The 18324-nt window shown below is 60.7% G+C and carries 10 protein-coding genes and 1 tRNA gene; 4 read left to right on the top strand and 7 right to left on the bottom strand.

Going from position 1 to position 18324, the window contains the following annotated elements; translation table 11 throughout:
- Positions 1-25: 25 nt before the first annotated feature.
- The 4 genes from ACKVY0_RS07900 to ACKVY0_RS07885 all read right to left on the bottom strand — a co-directional run bounded on the left by ACKVY0_RS07900 (position 26) and on the right by ACKVY0_RS07885 (position 8886).
- Positions 26-2716 carry a DUF1588 domain-containing protein gene (locus tag ACKVY0_RS07900; protein WP_409214256.1) on the bottom strand — a complete coding sequence of 897 codons (2691 nt, stop codon included), beginning with the start codon at positions 2714-2716 and terminating at the stop codon, positions 26-28.
- On the bottom strand, positions 2713-3990 hold the full coding sequence (locus ACKVY0_RS07895) for a DUF1552 domain-containing protein (protein ID WP_409214255.1): 1278 nt from the start codon (positions 3988-3990) through the stop codon (positions 2713-2715). The genes ACKVY0_RS07900 and ACKVY0_RS07895 overlap by 4 nt, the downstream gene beginning before the upstream one ends.
- A 619-nt stretch (positions 3991-4609) precedes the next feature.
- Entirely contained in the window at positions 4610-5920 is a 1311-nt protein-coding gene (locus ACKVY0_RS07890) for an SGNH/GDSL hydrolase family protein (protein ID WP_409214254.1), read from the bottom strand.
- An 11-nt stretch (positions 5921-5931) separates the two neighbouring features.
- On the bottom strand, positions 5932-8886 hold the full coding sequence (locus tag ACKVY0_RS07885) for a PSD1 and planctomycete cytochrome C domain-containing protein (protein ID WP_409214253.1): 2955 nt from the start codon (positions 8884-8886) through the stop codon (positions 5932-5934).
- A gap of 95 nt (positions 8887-8981) precedes the next feature.
- On the opposite strand from ACKVY0_RS07885, the gene ACKVY0_RS07880 reads away from it, so the two are divergent.
- Entirely contained in the window at positions 8982-9266 is a 285-nt protein-coding gene (locus tag ACKVY0_RS07880) for a hypothetical protein (RefSeq protein ID WP_409214252.1), read from the top strand.
- Positions 9263-9727, top strand: coding sequence for a type II toxin-antitoxin system VapC family toxin (locus ACKVY0_RS07875; RefSeq protein ID WP_409214251.1), 465 nt, complete (start codon positions 9263-9265; stop codon positions 9725-9727). Before ACKVY0_RS07880 ends, ACKVY0_RS07875 begins: the two co-directional genes overlap by 4 nt.
- A 272-nt stretch (positions 9728-9999) precedes the next feature.
- Here ACKVY0_RS07875 and ACKVY0_RS07870 read toward each other — a convergent pair whose 3' ends face one another.
- The 3 genes from ACKVY0_RS07870 to ACKVY0_RS07860 form a co-directional block, all read right to left on the bottom strand.
- Positions 10000-11448: a DUF1501 domain-containing protein gene (locus tag ACKVY0_RS07870; protein WP_409214250.1), complete on the bottom strand. Its 1449-nt coding sequence runs from the start codon at positions 11446-11448 to the stop codon at positions 10000-10002.
- A gap of 239 nt (positions 11449-11687) precedes the next feature.
- Positions 11688-11762 (bottom strand) — tRNA-Cys (locus ACKVY0_RS07865).
- Positions 11763-12073: 311 nt separating this feature from the next.
- Positions 12074-14692, bottom strand: a complete 2619-nt coding sequence (locus ACKVY0_RS07860; protein WP_409214249.1) for a PSD1 and planctomycete cytochrome C domain-containing protein — start codon at positions 14690-14692, stop codon at positions 12074-12076.
- 84 nt (positions 14693-14776) lie between these two features.
- Between ACKVY0_RS07860 and ACKVY0_RS07855 the strand changes: the two genes are divergently transcribed.
- Together ACKVY0_RS07855 and ACKVY0_RS07850 are read left to right on the top strand one after the other, a co-directional pair.
- Entirely contained in the window at positions 14777-17044 is a 2268-nt protein-coding gene (locus ACKVY0_RS07855) for a hypothetical protein (protein ID WP_409214248.1), read from the top strand.
- Positions 17045-17050: 6 nt separating this feature from the next.
- Positions 17051-18322 carry a DUF1501 domain-containing protein gene (locus ACKVY0_RS07850; protein ID WP_409214247.1) on the top strand — a complete coding sequence of 424 codons (1272 nt, stop codon included), beginning with the start codon at positions 17051-17053 and terminating at the stop codon, positions 18320-18322.
- Positions 18323-18324 lie beyond the last annotated feature (2 nt).

Raw genomic sequence — 18324 nt, 5'->3', positions numbered from 1 at the left:
AAATGCTTTTTGGAAAGCGTTCCGTTCACCGCAGCCTGAATGCTTCGCTTGCGATCACAGCGAGCAGCAGGTCGCGGAAGCCGCCGTGGTCGGCGAGGATGCGGTCGGCGGAGGTGTGGAGTTCCTGGCGCTCGGCGTAGCTGGGCGTGCGGCCGGTGCCGTAGGTGAAAAGTTTCTCGGCGAGGCAACCGGCGAACTGGTCGAGATGTTGGCGGACGTATCGCTTGAGGTCGGTGACGTCTTTGAGCGCAGTGCCATCGGGCATCACGGAGGCAGAGTTGACGGCGGGGCCAGGCTTGCTGGTGATTTTGCCGTCGGGGCCGGTGAGATGCACGGGATACGTATCGCGCCATTTGCCGATGGCGTCATAGTTTTCCAGGACGAAGCCGGGGGGATCGAGTTTCTTGTGGCAGCCAGCGCACTTTGCATCCGCCGTGTGTGCTGCCATGAGGTCGCGGATGGTTTTGGCGTTGCGCGTGTCGGGCGTGATGGCGGGGACGGAGGCCGGTGGAGGTGGTGGCGGATCGCCGAAGATGTTTTCGAGCACCCATTTGCCACGCACCACGGGCTGCGTGTCCACGCCATTGGCGGTGGCCATCATGATGCCGGCCATGCCGAGCAGGCCGCCCATGCGACCGCCTCGCGGGACTTCGATCCGAAAGGTGGGGCCGCTGCCGTCGGATGATTTGTCGCTTTTGCTCGCGACTTGCGTGAGCCAGTCCTTGCCGAGCGCGTAGATGTCGCGGCCCACGCGGGTGTTGGTGAAAGTGAAGTCGGGATCGATGAGCTCGCCGACCGGAAGGTTCTTTTCGAGCGCTTCACCCAGCGTCATCTCGATTTCCTCACTCAGACCCGCGAGGTGTTTCTCGGTGAATGGCCCGAGCAGCGGATCGGGCGAGATTTTCGGCAGCATGCGCGTGCCGAGCCACTGATGGGCGAAGTGCATGAGGGCAAACTTCGCCTCCTTCGTCTTGAGCAAACGCTCTGCTTCGGCGCGAAGCGTTTCTGGCTTGGTGAGGCTGTCGTTCGCGGCTGCGGCGAGCAGGTTTTTGTCCGGCGGTCGCACGGTGAGCATGTAGGCGAGCCTCGTGGCGAGATCGTGTGCATCGAGTCTCTCATGCGGCTGCTCGCGGTAGATGAACTGCGGCGAGATCAACGCGGTGCGCAGCATGAGATGCAGCGCTTCATTCAGGCTGCGTCCTGCGCTGGCGTGCTCGACGCCGATGGCAGCGTAGGCGGCGGCTTCTTCGTCCTTGGCCGGACGGCGGAAAAGTTTCGTCAACATGATGGCCGCAGCCTTTTTCATGGCTGCGACGTCCTTCGCGTCAGCGGGAATCTCGTTGTTGAGCAACTGTGCGCGCATCCGCGTGCGCTGCGCATCGGTGTCATCCTCCACCGCTTGGAGAGGGCCTTCAATTTCCACGGCGAGCAGGTCGATGGCGGCGCACTCGGTGAAAGCCTGCCGATTGATCGCCTCGGTGTAGCGCTGGAAGAACCCTTTGTTGATATTCGGCGCGCCCTGGTCGGTGCCGACCATCACCTTATACAAATGCCGCGCGGCATCCGGCGTGGCCGTGTTGAGGTCGAGGTCCGTGCGCTTCACCGCCTCGTCGATGTTTTTGAGAATCGCGACCTTGGAGGTTTCCAAGTTCTCGAAGAGCGTGCCTTTGGCTCTCGTGCGCAGCTTGCCATCCTTGTCCGTCACTTCCTCATGGATGGAGAGCCACGCGGCGAGCAGTCGCGGCTGCTGCTGGAAGCGATGCAGGATGTCCTCCTCGGTCTGCGGATGCGGGAAGTTGGAGTTGATGTTCGCGTTCGGCGCATCGGCGTAGGTGAACTCGGCGCTGCGCCCCGCGAAAATGGCGACCTCGATGGTCTCATCAATCTCGCCGGTTTCCGGCACGCTGATTTTTTTGATTTCCCGGCCGTTGCCGGTGACGGCGAGCGTGATGGCGCGACCGGGCTCCGGCTTCACCGCGCGGGCCTTCACGCGGACGCGATACATCGCGGAAACCTTCGCCTCGAACTTCGTCGGAAAGGAGGATTCCTTGCGCAGCGCGAGCCGCATCACATCCCCGACTAGCAGCGTGGTGGGGCCGTAGCTGTTGTTCGACGACGACATGTCTCTCATGCGCGCGGTGAATTTCTTTGCCGGCGGCAGCGTTGGCTTCGGCGGCGCGAAGAAATCATCGGCAATCATCGACGCGCATTCGGCATACGATTCCAGCAGCGCGGGCGAGAGCGTAAGAGCCTCGGCGACGCTATCGAAACCATGCGCGCGAGTGTCCTCGGGAAAACTCGTCGGCAGCTCGAAACGAGTGCCGAACACCTGCTCGACGGTGCGCGCGTATTCCACGCGGCTCAGGCGTCGGAACGTGGTGCCGTGCTGCGGGACCTTGTGCATGAGTCCGTCATCCAGCCACGCGAGAAAGGCCGCGGTTTCCTCCGTCGCAGGGCGCGCCTTCTTTTTCGGCGGCATCTCACCGCGCGTCACGGCGCGGTGCGCGCGCTCCAGCAGCAGCACGCTCGCCGCGTCGTTCCAGTTCACTTCACGGAAGTCGAGATTCACCTCGCCCTTCGTCATCGCCGCATCGTGGCAGTCGAGACAGTGCGCGGAGAGAAACGACGCCAACGGCGCTGGCAGCGGTTCCGCTGGGCAAAAGCCCGGCGACGCGAGCACCAGCCCGCTCATCAAACTGATGCGGAGCAAGTTCATGCCAGCAACTCATCCATGCCGTTCCGCGCCTCGCAGAAGCGGTTGCACTCGATGCCGAGCTGCCGCTGCAGCGTGATGAACAAATCACCGAGCAGGATTTCCTTGTCCGACGGCTTCCTTCTGGCAAGGGCGAGATGGCGTCCGTGTTTCAGCCCGCCACCGGCCACGAGCGTGGGGATGTTGGTGTTCCCGTGGAGGCTCGCGTCGCCCATGCCGCTGCCCCACATCACGATAGTGCTGTCGAGCAGGGCGCGGCCCTCGGCGTCGGTCTTCGTTTTGAGCTGCTCGATGAAGCGCGCAAAGAGCCGCATGTGCTGCGTGTCCACCTTGATCAACTCGCCGACTTTGACGGGGTCGTTTCCATGATGCGACATGGAGTGATAGCTGAACTTCAGCATCTGCCCGTCGATGGTGAAGACCTGGCTTTCACCCGGCAGACGCAGCCCGAGCACGCGGCACGAGTCCGTCTGCAACGCGATGGCCATCAGGTCGAGCATCACCGCTTCGCATTCGAGCATCTGATTCATCGCCACCGGGTCGGCCTCCGGCATCGTGTAATCCGGCACCGGCACCACGTCGTGCAAATGCTCGAGCTGCCGGCCCATGCGCGTCTCCACTTCGCGGATGGAGGTGAAATACTCGTCGAGCTTCACGCGGTCGCTGCTGCTCACGCGCTTCTGCATCGCGCGCGCTTCATCGAGCACGCGGTCCAGCGCGCTGTGGCCGCTCTTCAGCAGATACTCCGTGCGCTGCCGGTCCGCATCGGAGGCAAACATCTTTTTGTAGAGCACGCTCGGGCGATTGATGCTCGGCAGCGCCACGCCCCCCTCGCCGTAACTCATCGCCACGCCGCCCTCAGAACTCCCGGCCGCGAGCACCAGCGAGGCAAAGCGCGTCGCGCCCCCGATCTTCGCGGCGACCTGCTGGTCGAGCGTCACCGCTCTGATCTTCTTGCCGCAAAGAAAGTTCGGCCAGTTTCCGTGCCCGCCCGGCGCGCGATGATCCAGCCCGGAGAACAGCGTGAAATCGCCCCGCAGATGCGCTAGCGGCTGCAGCAGCGGAGTCAGTTCGTAGTCTGAGCCGGTGCCCTTCGGATAAATGGCCGGCGCATGAAGCCCGAGATACGCACCCACGCACACAAGCCGCTTCGCTCGCGCGTTGGCAGAGACTTGGCCCGTCGCGTCCGCAGCGACACCACGCGGCGAAAAAGACTCCAGCATCGGCAGAGCGATGAGCGTGCTGGCATTGCGAAGAAATTGGCGGCGGGTTTTCATGAGTCATCGAATACGTGTGTTTCAGTGCGCTTTTTAACAAAGGAAATAGACTTGCTCGAAGTTCCGCCACGTCTGGAGTGTTGAGCTGGATCGAGGCAAAGCGCGTCTCCTTACGCAAATGCGCCGCCGCCACCTGATCGGCACCGATGCCATTGTGGAAGCTCTGCTCCGGCTCCGCATACCGATTCGCGCCCGTGAGTCAGAATGTGCAGCACCAGTGCCCTTCGTTGGCAAACTTATTCGAGCAGCCCTGCACGACCGTGATGTCCTGCAGATGCCTCGCGAGCGGCCTCAGCCCCTCGTCCACAATTCCCGAATCGCTGGTTCCTCTGCGGTCAGTCTGACGCAGCCACCGTTGCTCCTACCGATGGATTCCCGGCTAATGCCACGCTCACGAGCCTGGGCAGACGTAGCTCAAACCCATCGCTTCCCGGAGTTCCTGCAAGCGACTCGGCAAACAACCTGCCAAGCTGATTTCCAAAAGTAGCTGGGAACGGTGAGGGTGCGCTTTGTGTTGGGATTCATTTCTTCCATTCCGTGGCAGGCGCATCGGCCGCGTGGAGCGCGGCCTGCGGCGCGAGCAGCAGGGCGGAAAGGAGAGTGAGCTTGATGGTGTTCATCACTTGCATTTCTCCAGCGTGGACATGACTCGCTTGCTGATTTCCTGGGTGAGCAACTGGTAGGCGGGGCCTTGCCAGTGGAAGTTGTCGCCTGCGGCGAGTTCGAGGTGTGAGGCCAGGAGGGCATAGGCGTCGATGACCTCGATGCCTTCCTCTTTCATCACTTGGCTCGACAGCGTGTTCAGCCGGATGACCACATCGTTCTTGTCACCGAGGCTAGTGACCGGTTTGTCTGGAGCCGATTTGGCGGCGGTGTGAGGCGTGGTGAGAAGATAGTAAATCTTCGCCTGTGGTGCGCCTTTTTTGAAGCAACGCGTCAGCTTTTGCATGCGCTCCAGAACGACGGTGTCGGAGACTTTGTCGGGAGTCCAACTCAGGGAATGGAGACCGTTGTTGAAGACGACCACGTCGAACTTGTAGCGCGCGGCCATCTCGGTGAGTGCGGCTTCGGGCACGTCACCGCCAACGAAATGCACGCAGTGAAACACATAGACTTTCTGCTTCAACATCTCCGGGATGAAGGAACCGCTGTAGCCCATGGAGATGGAGTCCCCGTAGATGAGCACCTTCGGCCAATCGGGGTGGTCGAGCTTGGGAACGTCGAGCGCCCAGCCTTTGCCCGCGACTGCGCCGCGTGGGAACTCGGGCTTGGACTCGCGCTTCGAGACATAGCTGAAGGAAGGACCGAACACTTTCACGCCGCGAATCGTCACGGGCATGGTCTTCGCCTTCGGGTTCGCGTTGCGGCCAATCCACATCGGTTCGCGATTGGGGATGAGTTCCATGAAGCACGTCTTGCACGGAATGTCGTCGAGGTAGAACGTCGCGAGGCCTTTGCGGACTGCGATGGTGAGGGTATAGGGCGTGTCGAGCTTTGGCTCCAGACGACCGTTCAGCGAGCCGCCAGTCATGAGGATGTTGTTCACCACGGAGTTGACCTGTCGTGCGTAATACGGGTTGTCGCGGTAGTTGAAGTAGAAGGAAAATCCGTCGTCCTGCTCGCTCTGTTTTCGCATCGCGGTAAAGACCGCATCCTGCACCAGCGCATCGAGTGAAAGGGTGACCTGCACGGTGAAGTTCGCCTGGTCGGGAAATGCCTCCGGTGGCACAGCGAACGCCGCGCCGTCGCGCAACTTGACCGCGCCCTCCACCTTCTCGACGGCTCCCGACCGCAGCGCGGGGAGAATATCATTTCGCGACAAATCCCACAGTGGCGAATCATCGGCAACGGCGGAGGTGCTCATCAATGACGCGGCGCAGGCTGTTATCGCCAAACGAAAGACGGGATGGAAGTTAAGGATGTATTTCATGATTCATGGACTCAGTTCACAAAGAGAAACTCGTTGCTGTTGATGAGCACGCGGCAGAGGGCGGCGAGGCCGTTCTTCTGTGCGTAGGTGGTGAAGTCGCGGAGTTCATCCGCCGTCGGTTCGCGCAACAGGATGCGGCGGATGGCATCGGCGGGCGTGGTGATTTGTTTGGCCAGTTCGCTGCTGAAGTGCAGGACGAAGCTGTTGTTGTAGAGCGCGAGGGATTGCAGCGAGGACGCGGAGAAACTGCGGCTCGGGGCGAGCAATCCGAGGTCGGGGAAATCGAGCGTGTCCATGAAAGGGTCGGGCACACCGCGCCAGACGAAGCGGTAGATGCTGCGGCGATGTTTCGGCAACGCGGACCAGTCGTAGGCGGCGTAGTCGAGCGTGGGCGTGAGTTGCACGGGCGGGCCGGTGATGAATTGCCGCTCGCTGGGACCGCCGACGGTGAGGTCGAGTTTGTCCGCGGCGGCGAGGACGAAGTCGCGGTAGCTGTCCGCATCGAGTCGCAGGCGGTTCATGCGCCAGAGCAGGCGATTGTCGCCGTCGAGCTTCGCGGCATCGTCGCGGTGCTCGCTGCTCTGGCGATACGCGGCGCTGGTGACGATGAGGCGATGCAGATGCTTCAAAGAGCCGCCGCTGTCGCGCAGTTCACACGCGAGCCAGTCGAGCAGTTCGGGATGCGAAGGCACGCCGCCCATGCGCCCGAAATCGCTCGGCGTATCGCAGATGCCGCGACCGAAATGATAGTGCCACACACGGTTCGCGATGCTGCGCCAGGTGAGCGGGTTTTTGTCATCGGCAATCCAATCCGCGAGCGCGGCACGGCGCTCCGATTCATCGCCCCCGTGTGCGGCAGTGAATCGAGCAGGCAATGCAGCCACGGCGCTGAGCGAACCGCTGGGCACCTCGGCCATCGGCTTGCCGAACTCGCCACGCTTCAGCAACTGCACGACCTTCGGCTTCGCGATCGTGGTGGGCGTACCTTTGCTCACGGCGAGCAACACCCCCGCCTTCTTGCCTGCGGCATACACGAGCGATGGCGCAGGCAGTTTGTCCGCTTCTTCATTGGCGTGAATGCGTAACGCATGAGCAGCGAGAGCGAGGCGCTGCGGCACACTGCGCTTCTCCACCGGGATGGCGAGCGATTCGGAGGCAAGAACTGGCATGGCTGCGGCATGTGCAGCCGATTCGCCGGTCGCGGAGAGCTTGAAGCGGCCGATGAGATGAGATTTCCCCGACAACTGCCTCAGCGAGATCGTGAGCTTTGCGCCGAGCTTCAATGTGAGCGGCTGCGCCAGTTCAAACACCGCATGATGTGATTGCCCGACCGCCGGATGAATGCCCCAGCCTGTGGCGGGATTGCCATCCATCGCCATCGACGACGTCCAGCCTTGTTGATCGAAGTCAGCGGTGGCACGCGAGAACTTCAGCTTCACCGGTTGCGCCGTGCCCGGCTCAAAAAGCTGCGCCTCGATTTCACTGAGCGTCAGATTGCCATTGTCCTGTCTGCCCGGCCCGTTCATGGGCAATGATTTGTCAGCGAGCGTGTCGATCTGCAAAGCCGTCACCTTGCCGAGTGGCACGGCGGTGGTGATGACATAGGTGTCTTTGTCTGGCTTCCCTCCGCCGGAGATGATGACATCTCCACTGCGTGAAAGCGCCGAGCCTTCGGTGCTGATGAAGCTCTCATAGCTCAGTGTCGTCCACTTCACCGGCGGCCCCTGTAGTTTCTCCCATGCGGCGACGAGCGCCGCATTCTCCGGTGTCAGCAGCACTGCTTTGTCCTGCGCATCTGCTGCGGTGATGAGCGACTGCCAGCGCTTACGCTGTTGCGAAACACTCACGCTTTCATCAAAGGCCACATCGCCCTCGATGATACCCGCGAAGACCGATTGCAACGCGTAGTAGTCCTCCTGCGTGATCGGATCGAACTTATGCGCGTGGCAGCGGGCGCAGTTCGCCGTGGTGCTGGTGAAAGCGGCCATCGTTTGTGTGACCAGGTCATCGCGGTCGAGGTAATCGAAGTTCGTCGGCGCCGTCTGATATGCGCTGTGATCAAATACGCCCGCACCGAGAAAACCGAGCGCCGTGATGAGTTGCGGCTCTTCCGGGAACAAGCGATCCGCCGCCAATTGCTCACGCACAAAGCGCGGCCACGGCTTGTCGTTGTTCAGCGACTCGATGACGTAGTCGCGATACCGCCACGCATGATCACGCGGCAGATCGTGACCGCAGCCGTGCGTCTCCGCGAAGTGAATCGTGTCCAGCCAGTGCCGCGCCCATCGCTCGCCATAGCGCGGCGACGCGAGCAAACGATCCACCAACGCCTCATAATCACCTTCACGCGCAAACGCCTCCACTTCCGCCAGCGTCGGCGGCAGTCCGTGCAGATCGAACATCACACGCCGTATCAAAGTGCGGCGATCCGCCTCTGCCGATAACGTGATCTTTCTTTCCGCAAGCCGCGCACCGATGAAGGCATCAATCGGATTCAAGGAGAGGCGGTTTTCAACCGCCTTGGGCGCTTGCAAAGCGCCCTTCCTTGGCAGCGGTTTTAGCGACCACCAGTCTGTCGAAGTCGGCCGCGTCACCAGCACGCGCGGATCAGGTGCGCCGCGCTTCACCCATTCCTCCAACACCGCAATCTCCGCAGCCGGCAGTTTTTCCTTCGGTGGCATCTGATGGTCCTTGCCCGTCCAGCGCACCATTTTGATGATGAGACTCTCCTCCGGCTTCCCCACCATGATTGCCGGCCCATTCTCGCCGCCTTCCTCCCAGCCGGGTTTTGAATCGAGCGTCAACCCGCCTTTCATCTTCTTCTCATGCGAATGGCACTCATAGCAGCGCGCCTTCAACACTGGCAGCACCTTTGCTTCAAAAAAAGCCACGTCCTGCGCGCCCGCACTCGTCACCGAGGCGATGACGCAGACGAGTGAGGCTTGGAGAACGCGGCAAATCAACATGCGGTGAAACAAACGCTGTCGGTGACGGGTCTCTCTATGGTTTCTCCGTGGTTTGGAGCGTTGACAGATCGGGGCCGGGAGAGCACCCTTGGCGCATGAGCACCCAGGCAGCCACCTTCACGATCCAGGACTTCGCGCCCGATGTGGCGAAGGTTTTCGACGCGGCCCGCCGCTTCGGCAGCGCGAGCGTGCGCACCAGCGGAGGCGAGACGTTTGAGGTCACCAAGAAGCCGGCGGCCAAACCAGTCGTTGATGAGGTTGCGGATGACATCGTGCCAGATTTCCCTGCGCGCTGGAAACGTCTGCGGGAGATGGGATTAATCCCTCCACCGGCTGCGGAGAATGATGGCATCAACCGCATCATCGCCGGCGAGATATGAGCGTTTATGTCGATGCCAATTTGCTGATCCGCCTCTATCTTGATTTTGATGGCAGCGGTGAAGCCTATCAATGGGTCACGAGGCCTGACATCAAGGCCGTCATGCCGATAGCAGTGACAGATTTGCTCAGGCAAGAGGTCACGAATGGATTCCAGCGCATGGTCTTCGAGAGCCGCACGGGCGGCCAATGGCGTGTCACGCAAGAGCATGCTTATGCCGCAAAATCTAGTTTTGAGGCCGACCTGGATGCGGGCTGTTTTCTGAAACGCACGTCCCTCACGCCGATCAACATTGATGCGCAGTTCGACTCCCTCGTCGGCCGCCACACCGCGAAGCATGGCTTCCGCACTTACGACATCATGCACGTCGCCTCGGCGCTGCATCTTGGCTGCACGCGCTTCCTGAGCTTTGACGCGAAGGCCATCGCGCTGGCCAAACTCGAAGGCTTGCTGACGAATTGATGGTTCTGCATGGAGCCGCAGTTGCGAAGCCGCGAAGCGAGCCACAATGACCGCAGAGGTCGGAAGGGATGCGGTCATTTTCAAAATCATCTCTGCGCTCATCGTGTCGTCCGTGCTGTCACGGGAATGAAACGAGTGTGCGTTGGCGCTGCCGGAAGTGTTGACTCAGTCGCGCCAGAAAGTCGATTCCTTCGGCGCGGGCAGCACCCACGCGACGACACCTGCGATGCCGGTGATCTTGCCCTGATGCCGCGCGGTGAGATGACTGCGAGTTATGCGATGAGTTGCTCCACCACCTTCGCGCCCTGATTGTCCGTGAGGCTCGCAGCGAGGCCGTTGCGCTTGTAGGTGAGCTTGCTGTGGTCGAGGCCGAAGAGTTTGAGCAGCGTGGCGTGATAATCGAAGTGCTTTACCTCGTCGATGATGGCCTTGTGGCCGAACTCGTCGGTTTCGCCGTGGATATGGCCTTTTTTAAAGCCGCCACCGGCGACCCACATGCTGAAGCCGTAGGTGTTGTGATCGCGGCCCCATTTCTCGCGGCCCGCGTCGTTTTGCAGCACGGGCAGACGACCCATTTCGCCGCCCCAATGCACGACAGTGGTGTCGAGCAGGCCGCGTTGTTTCAAATCAATGAGCAGTGCGGCGCTCGGCTGGTCGGTGGCTTCGCAATTCTTTGGCAGCGCCGTGATGAGACCGCCGTGTTGATCCCACGACTGGCCTGCATTGAGCACCTGCACATAGCGTACGCCGCGCTCGACAAGACGACGCGCGATGATGCAGCGCGTGGCGTAATCTTTCGTCGCCGGATTGTCCACGCCGTAGAGTTTCTTGATGTGCTCCGGCTCCTTCGAGATGTCGAGCGCCTCCTTCGCAGCGGTCTGCATGTTCGCCGCGAGTTCGTAGCTGGAAATGCGTGCCTGCAAGTCGAGTTCGCCAGGATGCTGCGCGAGATGTTCTTCGTTGAAGGCCTTCAACAACGCGAGCTGGCGATCCTGCGGAGCACCAGCGAGCGATGGCGGCGGATCGAGATTCAAAATGCGCGGCTCGGTAGGCCGGATTAGCGTACCCTGGAACAGCGAGGGCAGCCAGCCGTTGGTGAAATGCTCGCCCTGGAAAGTGGGCAGACCGCCGGGATGCGAGAGCACCATGTAGGCAGGCAGATTGTCCGTCTCGCTGCCGAGGCCATAGGTGAGCCACGAGCCCAGCGCCGGACGCCCCGCCACGCTGCGTCCCGCATTCATCGCGTAGAGGCCCTGCGCGTGATTGCTCACGCCGGAGGTCATCGAACGAATCAGCGTGATGTCATCCACCACCTTGCTCAGATTCGGCAGCAACTCGCTCAACTCCATGCCACACTGCCCCTGCTTCGCGAACTTCCACGGCGAGCCGAAGCACTTCGACGACGCCTGCGCTAGGTTGTCGTATTTGATCTCACCGGGGAACTTCTGGCCGTCATACTTCGTCAGCATCGGCTTCGGATCGAACAGATCCATCTGCGACGGACCGCCCATCATGAACATCGAGATCATCGCCTTCGCCCGCGGCTCAAAGTGCGGCTTCTTCGGCGTCAGATCGTAACGCGCCGCACCAAACAACTCCGGCTTCACCGGTGCGGCGAGAAGCCCGTCGCGTTCCAGCAACGAAGCAAGCCCGAGCGTGCCAAGGCCGAAGCCATTAGCATGAAGAAAGTGACGGCGTGAGCAGAGATGCGGGCGGTTCATTCGATGAAATTTATACGCGCGAAATGGTGGCATCTGGCATGGCACGGCTAACAGAGCGCCTTCCTCGAAGCAAGCCGATGAAATCCACTGTTGCGAAGTTTCACTCTAGGGCACGCCCGGAAACTCAAAATGTTGGCCAAACTTGATCAAAGCCTCTGACTCTCCTCAAACATCATGGGAGGTGGCCGAACGTGTTCTTACTTTCCGAACTTCACTACGTAAACCATTGAATTTCAAAGTGGAGGCGAGGGCGGGAATTGAACCCGCGCATACCGGTTTTGCAGACCAGTGCATTACCACTTTGCTACCTCGCCACGCTCGAAAGCGGCGGAGAGTAGGCGGGCGGGCTTTCGCTGTCAACCGCTGTGGCGCGCCACACCAATCGCGTTACGGACAAATCGACGGCCCGCAGGCGGCGCTGACGGCATTTCATGCCGAGGCCAGACACAACAACACAGCTTACAACGCGGCCGTTGAGGAACTGAGGCGAGACTTCTGCCACATCGACTCGGATGCACCTGTCCGTGCCGCCGAGTTCCTGCGCGGCACCGCGAGCGATCAACGCCGTGTGCGCGAAGAACTTGTGACAGCAGCCAAGTTTCTTCTTGGCGAATAGCCAAAGCGATCACTCCACATACAAAAACCGGTTCGAGCTGCACAAGATCTGACACAGGCTGGCCATCGCCTCCTGCGGTGGATTGGGCTTGGGCACGCCCTTCGCGTGTTGGATGTCGTGATGGTATTGCGTGAGCGCTTTCGTCTGCTCATCGAGATACGACAGACTGCGCACGAGGTCGGCTTCGGTCGGCGGCTTGCTGTAGAGCAGATTCCAGGCGCGCTGAAGCTGCGTGCGGCGATCATCCGGCGCCTGCGCCTGCAAGTGGTCGGCGAGACGGCGTGCGTTATCGAGGATGAAGGTGTCGTTCATCAGCAGCAACGACTGCGGAGCGACGGTGGTCTGGGCGCGCATCTCGCAGTTCGGCACCATGGTGGGCGCATCGAAGGTGTCGAGCACGGTGACCGGCCGGCTGCGGCGCACCTGCACATAGATGGAGCGGCGGAAGTCATCCGCGCCAGCGCTCTCCACTTTGTTGGCGGTGATGGTGCCTTTGTCGATGCCGACAACGACGCGTCCCGACGGATCGCGTCCGATGCCGCTCGGCGGTCCGTAGCTCGCCTGAATCAAAGAACCCGTCGCCGCGAGCATCGAGTCGCGCAGCGTCTCGGCATCAAGGCGGTGCATTTTGAAGCGGGCGTAAAGCCTGTTCTCCGGATCGGCACGCAGCGAGGCATCGGACGATGACGACTGCCGATACGCGGTGCTCAGCAGGATGAGCCGGTGCAGCGGTTTCAATTCCCAGCCGCCCTTCATAAACTCATCGGCGAGCCAGTCGAGCAGTTCGGGATGCGTGGGCAATTCACCCTGCCTGCCGAAATCGCCGGGTGTGTTCACGATGCCGCGACCCATGTGATTCAACCAAAAGCGGTTCACCAGCACGCGGGCGACGAGCGGATGCTTGCCGCACGTGAGCCACTGCGCATACGCGAGACGACGACCGGAGGATCCCGTGCTCACCGTGGCCGGTTTGAACGGCTCGATCTCCGGTTTCGCGATGACGCTCAACTCGCCAGGAGTCACGACTTGCTTCGGCTGATCGTGATCCCCGCGATTGAAGAGTTTGCTAGCCGGGGTCTGACCTTTCATTTCCGTGAGCGCCATCACGAAGCCCTCGGCTGGCCTCGTCTCGCGCAGCTTTTCGCCCTCCGCCATCTTGGCGAGCACCAAATCCTGTTTCTTCTTGTCGTAGAGATCAAGCGAATAGGTCGCGAGTGCTGACGGATACTTCTTGATGAGCGCCTTCTGCTCCGGTGTTTGCTTGTCCTTCGGCGTGGCGCGTGCGACGCGGAACGATGCGCGTTCGGCTTCCGGGAGCTTGAGAATTTCGACCTCGAAGATTTCGTCGAGAAACTTTTTGCTCATTGCCTGCGCTTCACGATTGATGTCGCCCACGCGCTTTTCGATCTCATTCGCCCTCGCTCGTTCCTCCGGCGTGTAAAGCGAGTAAAGCCGCTGCGCCGGTGCACGCCACGCCTCCCAGTTGTAGCCAGGATCAAAGATCGCACGCAGCCGGTAATAGTCGGCCTGCGTGATCGGATCGTAGCGATGATCGTGACATTGCGCGCACGCCACCGTCATGCCCATGAGCGACGAGGTCACGATTTTCATCTGCTCGGCAATGACTTGATTCTTCGCGAGCTTTGGATCATCCGCGCCATCGCCTGTGCCATCGGGGGCCATGCGCAGGAAAGCAGTGGCCGTGAGGTCATCCCGACGCTTCGGATCGAGCACCGCCTGCTGATAATCGCCATGCGTGGCACCGGCGAGTTCATCACCCGCGAGCTGCTCTTGAATGAACTCGCTCCACGGCTTGTCCTCGTTCATCGAGCGAATCACATAGTCACGATAACGCCATGCCTGCGGGCGCACCGAATCCGCCTCCGAGTAACCATTCGAGTCCGCATAGCCGACCACATCCAGCCAATGCCGCGCCCAACGCTCGCCATAAGTTTTTGACGCCAGCAGGCGCTCCACGAGCTGCTCATAGGCCGCCGGCGACTGATCCGCGACAAATGCCTCCACTTCCTCCGGCGTCGGCAGCAGACCGGTCAAATCGAGCGTCACACGCCGGATCAACGTTCGCCGATCTGCTTCAGGCGCAAAGTCGAGCCCCTTCTCGCGCATCGTGTGCAGCAGGAACGCATCAATCGGATTTATGATTCTTGATTTATGATTTACGATTTGAGGAACTGCAGGCCGTTTCACCGGCTGGAAGGCCCAATACTCACGATCCTCATCGGAAATCAGCGGTCCCGGCGCAAGCACTAGCGGCTCCGTCTTCGCCGTCTTCGCACCTTGCGCGATCCATTTCTCAATCACCGCCAGTTCCGCCGCCGACATCTTCGCGCCCTTCTGCGGCATCTCGCCGCTGCGAATGAGCTGCACCATCTCACTTTTCTCCGGCTGTCCCGGTACAAGGACATGCTTGCCCTCATCGAGCACCTTGTCCATGAACCGCCGCAACCGCAGATCGAGTCCGCCCTTGGGCTTCTCCTCCTCGCCATGGCAATGCGTGCAGTGCGTCTTTAAGATCGGCCGCACGTCCTTTTCAAATGTGAGCACGGCGTCTGCGCCGTGAGCAGTCACGGCGAGGGAGCAAAGGAAAACAGCAGGCGTCAGCTTCATCAGGGGGCACAAACCTACGGGATGAAGCGGCGGCCTGTTGCCGAGGAAAGTAACTCCAGTCGTTCACGTTTGAATCACTGCCCGATGAAACGACCCACCAGCCTCCTGCCAGCACTGACCCTGCTGATCACGGTCACGATCCATGCAGCAGGCGCTGACTCGTATTTCACCGAGGAAGTCTGGCCCAAAGTCGGCGCGCACTCGTGTTTGAAGTGCCACAAGAACGGCGGTGATGCGGAGGACAGCAATTTTGTGCTCCAGGACCCGGCGCGTGATCAAACTCCAGGCCGTCATGTGTCACAGATTCACAATCACGCAGCCTTCACGCGCATGGCGAAATCGCTGAAGGACGATCAATCGCGTCTGCTGCTCAAAGCCACGGGCAAGCTCGATCATGAGGGCGAGGAGGTGCTTAAACCTGATTCCACCGGCTATCGCATCCTGTCCGACTTCGTGCGCCGGCTCGACAGCCCGCAGTCACCACCTGCGGCTGCCGCCAAGAACGCACCACCGTTCTTCGATGGCGTTTCGATGCTCGATGATCAGCGCCTGCTGCGGCGCGTGGCCTTGTCGCTCGCAGGTCGCCTGCCGAGTGATGCGGAACTGAAATCTCTCGGCAAGCCGAATGCTTTGTCGAAAGTGCTCGATGCGTTGATGAAGGAAGACGCCTTCTACGACCGACTGCGTGAGGGGTTTAACGACATCTTCCTCACCGTCGGCGCTGATGGCAATGCGGAGACGTTCTTGTCGTATGATCACTTCCAGAACACGCGGCTGTGGTATCAGAAGCACGACCTCAGCCACATCAAAGACGAGAAGGAACGCAGGCTGGCCGGTTACAAGCTCGCCAACCAGTATCGCGAAGCCATCCACGGCGAACCCATGCGGCTCATTGAGCACATCGTGCGCAACGACAAGCCCTTCACCGAGATCGTCACGGCGGACTACATCATGGTCACGCCCTATTCCGCACGCGGCTACGGTGTCTTTGTGGAGATCAAAGCGCAGTTCAAAAACGTGGACGATCCCTTTGAGTATGTGCCGGTGAAGCTCAAGGCCTTGAAGGGCCGCAGCAAACAGCAGGATCAGGAGTCGGCGACGGGTTTCTATCCGCACGCAGGCTTGCTCAGCACCTTCCAGTACCTGTGCCGCTATCCGACGACGGAGACGAACCGCAACCGGCTGCGGGCGCGCATGTATTACCAACACTTTCTCGGTGTGGATGTGCTGGAACTCGCCGCGCGTGTGTCGGATGCGGCAGCAGCGACCGCGAAATACAAAGTGCCGACCATGGAGGCCGCCGAGTGCGTCGTGTGCCACAAAACGCTCGATCCTGTTGCTGGACTGTTTCAGGACTACTGGCGCTTCGCGGAGCAAGGCGTGTATGGCAAGCGCAAGGAAGGCTGGTTTACTGACATGTTCGGTCCTGGCTATGAAGGTGAAGACTTGGCCCCCGCCGAGCGCTGGCGCTCGCTGCAATGGCTCGGTGAGCGAACGGCGAAAGATCCGCGCTTCGCCGTCGCGATGGTCGAGCATGTTTATTACATCCTCACCGGCCGCAAAGTGCTGCTGTCGCCAAAAGATCTCGATGATCCGCTTTTCACGGCCCGGCACCGCGCGCAGCAGGAGCAGCGCGCACTCATCGAGACCGTCGCGGCAAAATTTGCCAAAAGCGGCTTCAATTTGAAGCATGTGTTCAAAGACTGGGTCACCTCCGACTTCTATCGCGCCGACGGACTCACCACTGTCGCGATCAATCCAGAGCGAGAGGCCGAACTCGACGACCTCGGCATCGTGCGAATGCTCGCACCCGAGCAAGTTGAGCGAAAACTTGCGGCGATCTTCGGCAAAGGCTGGGGCCGCCTGCATAGCAACGATGGCGGGCTCGGAATGCTTTACGGCGGCATCGATTCCAAGGAAGTCACCGAACGCGCTCTCGATCCCAGCGGTGCGATGGGTGCGATCCAGCGTCTTTTGTCCAACGATGTCGCCTGCAAGGCAACCGCGCTCGATTTCAGCCGACCAGCCGCAGAACGCGTGCTGTTTCCACATATCGAGCCTGATGTGCAGCCCGGAACCACCGAGAAGAACGCGCAACTCCGCAAAGCCATCGAGCATCTGCATCAGCGCATTCTTGGACGCGTCGAGGCAGCGGAGGTCGAACGCACCTTCCAGCTCTTCTCGGACATCCTCGCTGATGCGCATGAACGCAAGGGCGTGGAGAAACAAGAGAGCTATTACTGCCGTCCGGCACCTGATCAAAAACCCTCCCCCGATCCGCATTACACCGTGCGTGCCTGGCGTGGCGTGGTGACCTACCTCCTCCGCCAGCACGACTTCCTCTACGAGTAAACCATCATGAGACGCGACTTCATCAAATGCTGCACGCTCGCCGGACTCGGTCTTTCGATTCCGCGTGCCCTATGCGCTGCGTCAAAGGAAAACCCGGCTTACGAGGGGCCATATTACGTCGTGTTCAATGCCTCCGGCGGCTGGGACACCACCTACCTGATGGACCCGAAGGGTATCAACGAAATCAACCGCCTCTACAAAGAGGGCGACATCCTCACGCACGGCACGCACAAGTTCGCGCCCAACGCGAAACACATCCAGGCCGGCATGAGCAACGAGGACTTCTATAAGGAGTTCGGCAGCGAGCTGCTCACGCTCAATGGCCTCGACTACTCGGTGAATAATCACTCGCCCGGCGCACGCTACATGGCCACCGGCAAGCTCGACAGCCTCGCCTACCCGACCTTCGCCGCCCTCGTCGCCGCGTGCAAAGGCCCGACGTGCCCGATCTCGTTCCTCACCTTCGGCAATTACTCTAACACTGGCAACGTCGTCGCCATGTCGCGTGTGCCGTATCCGCAATCGCTCCAGCGCATCGCCAACGCTGACTTCGTTGAAGGCAATCCGCGTTCACCCTACCACGACGACTTCGCTCTCGACCGCATCGAGCGGGCGCTGGAGGAGCAAAATGCCGCCCGTACTTCTCAAATCCGTCTCCCGCGTCAGGAACGTGCGCAAAGCATGCTCTATGCCGCGCAGGTGAACTCCAAGGCCCTGCAACGTGTCACGCCGTTCATTCCGAAGAGCATCCCGAAGGAACGTCTCTCACAACAGGCCGAGATCGCACTCGCTTCCTTCAAGGCGGGCGTCTGTGTCTCCGCAAATCTCAGCATTGGCCAGTTCGACAGCCACGCGAACAACGATGTCGATCAAATGAAGCTCATCCCCGAGTTCCTCGCTGGCATCGCCTATTTCATCCGCCGCGCGGAGGAACTCAAGATCCGCGACAAGCTCGTCGTCATCATTCAAAGCGAAATGGGCCGCACGCCGGACTACAACAAAGGCAATGGCAAAGACCACTGGTCCGTCGGCTCCATCATGTTCATTGGCCCCGGCATCAAAGGCAACCGCGTCCTTGGTGCCACCGACGACGGTCAGCTCCATGTGCCGCTCAATCCGCACACACTCGCCACCGACAAAGCCAAAGGCGTCCGCGTCCGCCCCGAACACATCTATCACGCGCTGCGTCAGTTCGCGGGCATCGTCGATCATCCGTTCAGCAAGAAATTCCCGCTCGGCTTGAAGGAAGCCGAAGTGTTGCAGAGCCTGTGGGGCTGAAA

It is taken from the genome of Prosthecobacter sp., assembly GCF_046154365.1.
In the GTDB taxonomy this organism is placed as follows: domain Bacteria; phylum Verrucomicrobiota; class Verrucomicrobiia; order Verrucomicrobiales; family Verrucomicrobiaceae; genus Prosthecobacter.
This window is presented reverse-complemented; position numbering and strand designations above follow the sequence as displayed.

Excerpts from the sequence above, each read along its gene's own strand:
- ACKVY0_RS07875 (WP_409214251.1), top strand. The coding sequence starts at position 9,263 with ATGAGCGTTTATGTCGATGCCAATTTGCTGATCCGCCTCTATCTTGAT.
- ACKVY0_RS07885 (WP_409214253.1), bottom strand. The coding sequence starts at position 8,886 with ATGTTGATTTGCCGCGTTCTCCAAGCCTCACTCGTCTGCGTCATCGCC.
- ACKVY0_RS07900 (WP_409214256.1), bottom strand. The coding sequence starts at position 2,716 with ATGAACTTGCTCCGCATCAGTTTGATGAGCGGGCTGGTGCTCGCGTCG.
- ACKVY0_RS07860 (WP_409214249.1), bottom strand. The coding sequence starts at position 14,692 with ATGAAGCTGACGCCTGCTGTTTTCCTTTGCTCCCTCGCCGTGACTGCT.
- ACKVY0_RS07855 (WP_409214248.1), top strand. The coding sequence starts at position 14,777 with ATGAAACGACCCACCAGCCTCCTGCCAGCACTGACCCTGCTGATCACG.
- ACKVY0_RS07870 (WP_409214250.1), bottom strand. The coding sequence starts at position 11,448 with ATGAACCGCCCGCATCTCTGCTCACGCCGTCACTTTCTTCATGCTAAT.
- ACKVY0_RS07880 (WP_409214252.1), top strand. The coding sequence starts at position 8,982 with ATGAGCACCCAGGCAGCCACCTTCACGATCCAGGACTTCGCGCCCGAT.
- ACKVY0_RS07850 (WP_409214247.1), top strand. The coding sequence starts at position 17,051 with ATGAGACGCGACTTCATCAAATGCTGCACGCTCGCCGGACTCGGTCTT.
- ACKVY0_RS07890 (WP_409214254.1), bottom strand. The coding sequence starts at position 5,920 with ATGAAATACATCCTTAACTTCCATCCCGTCTTTCGTTTGGCGATAACA.
- ACKVY0_RS07895 (WP_409214255.1), bottom strand. The coding sequence starts at position 3,990 with ATGAAAACCCGCCGCCAATTTCTTCGCAATGCCAGCACGCTCATCGCT.